This window comes from Erysipelatoclostridium sp. AM42-17 (assembly GCF_003480255.1).
Taxonomy (GTDB): Bacteria; Bacillota_I; Bacilli_A; order Erysipelotrichales; family Coprobacillaceae; genus Faecalibacillus.
The window spans coordinates 1-6,667 of the sequence record NZ_QUIN01000040.1; the positions used below are offsets into that span (position 1 = coordinate 1).

Annotated in this window: 4 protein-coding genes; 2 read left to right on the top strand and 2 right to left on the bottom strand. The window is 29.9% G+C overall.

What is annotated here, in order from left to right:
• Positions 1-54: 54 nt before the first annotated feature.
• Together DW911_RS10735 and DW911_RS10740 are read right to left on the bottom strand one after the other, a co-directional pair.
• A complete protein-coding gene (locus tag DW911_RS10735; protein ID WP_118432335.1) occupies positions 55-1,218 on the bottom strand; it encodes a MerR family transcriptional regulator in 1,164 nt (387 codons plus the stop codon).
• 20 nt (positions 1,219-1,238) lie between these two features.
• Positions 1,239-1,715 (bottom strand): phosphatase PAP2 family protein, encoded by a 477-nt coding sequence (locus DW911_RS10740; protein WP_118607811.1) that lies wholly within the window; start codon positions 1,713-1,715, stop codon positions 1,239-1,241.
• A 108-nt stretch (positions 1,716-1,823) separates the two neighbouring features.
• On the opposite strand from DW911_RS10740, the gene DW911_RS10745 reads away from it, so the two are divergent.
• Together DW911_RS10745 and DW911_RS10750 are read left to right on the top strand one after the other, a co-directional pair.
• Complete coding sequence (locus tag DW911_RS10745; RefSeq protein ID WP_118432323.1) at positions 1,824-3,188, top strand: exopolysaccharide biosynthesis polyprenyl glycosylphosphotransferase; 1,365 nt, start codon at positions 1,824-1,826, stop codon at positions 3,186-3,188.
• Between the two features lie 164 nt (positions 3,189-3,352).
• Positions 3,353-6,667, top strand: a 3,315-nt coding sequence (locus DW911_RS10750; protein ID WP_199669477.1) for a GBS Bsp-like repeat-containing protein, incomplete at its 3' end; no start/stop codon positions are given.

The window sequence follows — 6,667 nt, forward strand, 5'->3', positions numbered from 1 at the left end:
CAAATTGTCTTATTGGCCGAAACAATCTCAACCACAAGTTATTTTAAATTACCATTACTTTTTGCATATAAATAAACCACTGTCTTTTGTGATATGAATACCGTTATTTTCGTTAATAATTTTTTCAATATAAGTTTGGAACTCTTTAAGACGATGTCCTAAGTATTCTTTTTGGTTGCCGTGACAACTCATGATGTAGTCAACGAGCGGTTTAGCATCTTTTACCAACAAAGAATCTTCATATTTTCTTAATTCAATATGATTAAAGTATGGTGATAATATGGCTTTTCCGTTTTCTAGACCAAACTTACTTGGTAAATCATCGTTAGATAGAAGAATCCGAGAATCAAAGTTTTTAACCAGTTCATTGATTTCTTTCATATGTAAATGACTGTATGTTGTACAATAAAATGTACCAAAATCTTTTAATACTCTGCTAATTTCACTTAAACCAAGATGAATATCTTGAAGATAGAAGAGAACATGATTAGCGATAATCGTATCAAAGAATTTATTTTTAAAAGGAATACTTTGACAATCAAGAATTAAATAATTATATTCATTTCCTAATTTCTTTTTTAATTCTTCAATCATACCCGAAGAATTATCAGATAAAAAGAATTCACGATTACGTAAATTATAGTGATTATTTTCCCAAAGTTTACCATTACCACTACCAATTTCTAATAATTGATAAACATGAGTAAAATCAATTTGTTGAAACAACCAATTAAACCAACCTTGCTTATTAGTTGAATAACGATCATGAAGTAAAATACGGGTTTCAATGTTTTGAGTATTCATATATTGTTCGATGATTTGATCATTGATATGTGATAAACGTATTAACTCAATCACTTTTTCCCATGCTTGATGATCTTGTTGGATAATTTTTTGGGTATTTTTTAATGATTCTTTTAATTGGTTTAAGTGTTTTATTTTTTTATCAATGAGAGATTCTTGAAATTGTAGAGATTGAATAAAACTTTGTTGATCTTCATCTTGGATAATGGGAAATATTTCTTCTAAAGAAAATCCTAGTTCTTTTAAAGAAAGAATCTTTTGTAAAGTAATAAAATCTTGATTACAATAACGACGATAGCCATTATCTAAGATAAGTGTAGGTTTAAGTAAACCAATTTTATCATAATATCGAATTGTACGAAGGGTGACACCAGCCAGTTTGGCAAATTCACCAGTTGAGTATAATTTTTCCATAGTCTTATTATAATTAATCATTAAATGAAATAAATACCAAATGCAAGAGCAATACTAAATAAGATATCAGTAATATAATGAACCCCTGTAAGTAATCTTGTAAGAGTAATCACACCAGCTAAACAAGATAAAAGTAATCCCATATTAGGTCCTCTGCCCACAACTGTTAAAGCAATAGAAATAGCTAAAGCAGTATGAATGCTTGGAAAAGAATGCATAAGGTGTTGTTTATCATCAATAGGTTGAATAGGATACTTTTGACAAGGTCTTTTACGATTAATGAGAACTCTTAATAGTACCGTGATAATTAAAACTAAAAAAGGCTGATAGACAAGTAAATAAAATTGATTGGTGTATTCTAAAAATATTTTAAGTAAAAATAATGCATAAAATATACCTGACATCCAAGGACAAAATTTTGAAGCAAATAATGTACATGATTTAATGAAGGGATGTCTGTTCATGAAATTATTTAAACCTACATAGAAAAATTTCATAGTTGTCACTCCTGTTTTGATAGATATAGTCATTATACTATAAATGATAAAAGATAGAAATAATAAATAGAATACTGTATAATCAAAGGTATGTAAGAGGTGTAATCAATGAATAGAAAAATCATGCCGTTTATGTTATTAACAATAGAAGTCATCATGTATTATTTTATTTGTATCTATTTTCATATGGAAATGGATCTTATTATTGGATCAGGAATTTTATATTTCTTGTTCTTATTTATTTATGGACATTATTCATTAAATACATGTTTAATATGGGATGAAATTAAAGCATTAGTGAAATCAAGTTTTTGTTTTTATATCGCTTTATTAGTGCTTGTACCAAGATCAACAGGTTATGAAAGAAGAATGCATCTTACTATTATGGTAGGATCAATGTTTCTTATTTGTTTACTTGCCGATCGTTTTTTGCGTATTTCTTTTAGAGAACAGTTTGCTAGAAAGACATTGGTAATTGGAACGGGATATGAAGCGGCTAGACTTGGAAAGATTTCTAATAATAATCGTTTTGCTTTAACAAAGGTAGAAGGTTATGTTGATACGAATTTAACAGATTCATTATTTGGTTTTAAGCAAGAAAATATTATTAAAAATAGTTTTTTATATAGTTATGATGAAATGGATGAGGCAATAAGGAATTTACATATCGAACAAATCATTGTTGCTTTGCCAGAAGCAAATCAACAAGTTATTGATAAGGTCATGTCAGATATTTATGGTAAAGTAGAAGCAATTAAATACTTACCAGATGTTAATGGCACGATGACCTTTTCTTCAGAAGTCCAAGATTTTGATGGGCAATTATTAATTGCCACATCAAATGATGAAATGTCTTTATTTGCAAGAGTATTAAAAAGATTAATTGATATCTGTGCCGGTATAGTTGGTTGTATAACATTGATTCCATTAATGTTATTTGTCAAATATAAATACTTAATGAGTGGTGATAATGAAAACATCATGTTTAGCCAAGAGCGTATTGGAAAAGATGGTAAGAAGATTAAGATTTATAAATTTAGATCAATGGTTCCTAATGCAGAACAGATTCTAGATGAACTTATGGAAAAAGATTCAAAGATTAAAGAAGAATATCTAACAAATAAAAAGTTAGTCCATGATCCAAGAATCACTCCTGTTGGACAATTCTTAAGAAAAACATCATTAGATGAATGGCCTCAATTTTTAAATGTTTTAAAAGGTGAAATGTCACTTATTGGACCAAGACCTTATTTACCAAGAGAAAGAGAAGATATGGGGCAATACTATCAATCAATCATTAAATGTAAACCGGGAGTAACCGGTATGTGGCAAGCTAATGGAAGAAGTGATGTGGGCTTTGATTATCGTTGTAAGCTAGATGATTATTATTATCATAACTGGTCTATTTGGCTTGATTTCACGATTATTTATAAAACAGTAAAAGGTGTAATTTATGGAAAAGGATCGTTATGATCCTTTTTTTGTATTACAATAAAAATCTAATGATTATTTATAGAATAGAGATGGGCGATATTCGACAATTTTTATATTTAAATAAAAAAATAGAAAGAATGGTGTTCTTAGTTTATAATTAAGAATATAAATAGTTATACTTTTATAGCATGAGGGGGAATAAGATGAAACGTATAATAAGAACTCTTTTAGCATTCATGCTTTCTTTTTCTATGATTGTGCCTATAACAGGTGTATCAGCTAAAGAAGAAACACAAGGAAGTGTGATGCCTAGAAGACAATATGAAAATATGGATGATGTTAATTTTCAAACAAGTACATCGTTCAAATCAAGAGCGAGAGCGAGGGCAGCAATGCCAAGTTCATATAGTTCAGTAGAACAGGGTTATGTAACAAGTGTTAAAAATCAAAATCCTAATGGTAACTGTTGGGCTTTTGCAGCATGTAGTGTGGCAGAAACATATTTAATTAAAAATAATTTAGCTACTAAAGATATTGATTTATCAGAAGCTCATCTAAATTATTTTACTTATAATAATAAAGGGGATTTTTACAATAATACTAACAATGACCAAACTGTTATTGTAAATGGAGAAACATATTATGATAAAGGTATTGCTCCTAACATGGTACAAATAGCTTTAAGTAATTTTGGATTGGCAGATGAAGAAGATTATCCAATTAAAAATGTTCAAACAATGAATGGAACTCATGATGATCAAAATAATACAACATACCGTCTTACTAATAGTAATCTCATCTGTGACCGTGTATATAAGACAGATGAAAAGATAACTGTTGATTATGGTGATAAGGTAAAACAGGCAATATTGAAAAATGGAAGTGTTTTTGCGACGTATGATCATCTTAATAACTATTATAATGGTCAAAATAGTAACTACTATAATCCTAACCATGATGTATGGTTAAACCATGCCGTTACCATTGTGGGATGGGACGACAATTACAGTGCTTCTAATTTTTCGTATACGCCATCTAGAAACGGAGCGTGGCTAATCAAAAATAGCTGGGGAACTGGTTTTGGAAATGATGGATATTTTTGGATGTCTTATGATGAAAGTTCTTTGGGCTATGTTTATTCCTTTGAATTTGCACCTAGAGATAACATTAATACATACCAATATGATGGAACAGAAAATACAAGTTACACAATGGCAAGTTTTACAAGAACATATGCTAACGTTTTTCAAGGGAAAAAAGATGTTGAGTCTTTAGAGGCGATAACTCTAGGTTTGCGATCATTAACTCCTTATACCTTAAAAATATATACTGGATTAACAAACCCAAATGATCCTACAACAGGAACAGAAGTATTATCACAAAGTGGTATAAATGAGAATATAGGGAATAATTATATTTCATTAAACGAAAAGGTTTCTATTCATAAAGATGAATACTATGCTATTGTAATAACTCTAGAAGGAACTACAAAAAATAATGCACAGCTTATGTGTGATCAAACATATACGACTGCTAAAGATATTCATTTTATATGTGATTTTTCTAATGAACATTGTTTGGTAGAGTTATCTCATGGAACATGGAGTAAAGTAGATAATGTAACTTATCGTATCAAAGGTGTTGTTAAAGATACATCTCCAGTATCCATTAGTTCTGTTTCTTTAAATAAAACCAAACTTGATTTAAATATAGGAACAACAGAAACATTGCAAGCGACAATTCATCCTGATAACGCAACTGATAATAGGAAACTAACATGGGAATCAACTAATCCTAGTATTGCTACGGTAGATCAAAACGGTAAAGTAACACCAATCAAAGAAGGAAGTTGTGAAATAACAGTAACAACTTCAAATGGTAAGACTGCAACGTGTCAAGTTAATGTTACCTTACATATTAATTCAGTAACCTTAAATATAAATAAAAAAGAGTTAGATGTAAAAGATACTGTGCAATTACAAGCAACAATCGATCCAAGTAATACAACAGACAGTAAACAATTAATATGGGAGTCAAGTGATCCTACTATTGCAAAAGTGGATAACGCAGGAAAAGTTACAGCAGTATCTGAAGGTGTTGCTACAATCACTGTAACAACAAGTAATGGTAAACAAGCAACATGTCAAATTACAGTGTTAAAGCATATAAAAACAATTACACTCAATAAGTCAGAATTACAATTAAATAAATCTGAAACTGAAACGCTTGTAGCGACAGCTAAACCAGATGATACTGTTTATGATAGTTGGACATGGTCTAGTGAAAATACAAACGTAGCAACAGTAGATCAAAGTGGGAAAGTAACAGCGGTAGGCGGAGGAACAACAAACATTGTTGTTACAACCACTAATGGTAAAGTTGCAAAATGTAAAGTTACAGTAGTCAATCCAATTACTTCAGTTACAATAAATAAAACAAAAATTAATTTGCTAAAGGGGCATAGTGAAACATTACAGGCAACAATCAATCCGAGTGATACAACAGATGTTAAGAGAATCACATGGAAATCAAGCAATACAAATGTAGCAACAGTAGATGAAAATGGAAAAGTAACTGGAATGAACCCAGGAACAGCAACAATCACTGCTACAACAAGTAATAATAAAATAGCAAGTATTGAAATAAATGTTTTGAAAGATGTGTTAGGAGTATCATTAAATAATGATGAAACAGAGGCAAAATTAAAATTCTATAATGTTAATCAAGAAAAATTTAAATCAATGATGTTTGCCGTATGGAGTGAAGAAGGAGGACAAGATGATTTAAGGTGGTATACAGCAGGAAAAGAAGGAGAAGATTACGTAACGAGTGTTAATATAAAGAATCATAAAACAACAGGAAGATATCAAGTACACTGTTATATGATAGATAATGAAGGAAATTATGTATATCTAACAAATACAACATTTGAGATAGCAAGACCAGATATCAAAATGAGTGCTGAAAATATAGGAAAAGGAAGGTTTAAAATAAATTTGGATATTGCAAATGGTGCAAATTCAATAGAAAAATTAGAAGTACCAGTATGGAGCGATAAAAATGGACAAGATGATATTATATGGTATAGAGCTAAAAAAGAGGAAGAAGGACACTACAGTGTTACAGTAGATGTAAAAAATCATAAAGGAGATATAGGGAATTATAGTTATGCAGGGTATGCTACATTAAAAAGTGGCATATTTGTAGGATCTAATGATAATAATCAAACAGCAACTGTAGGAATTCAATTAGGAAGTTTAAAGACAGATGTTGGTGAAAACGAAACCGAAGTAAAAATTGTATTAAAAGATACAGATATAGAATGTATTGGAAAGAACATCAAATATGCTGTATGGAGTGAAGAAGGAGGACAAGATGATTTAAGGTGGTATACAGCAGGAAAAGAAGGAGAAGATTACATATCTAACGTCAGTATAAAGAATCATAAGACAACAGGAAGATATCAGGTGCACTGTTATATGATAGATAATGAAGGAAATTATGTATATCTAACAAAT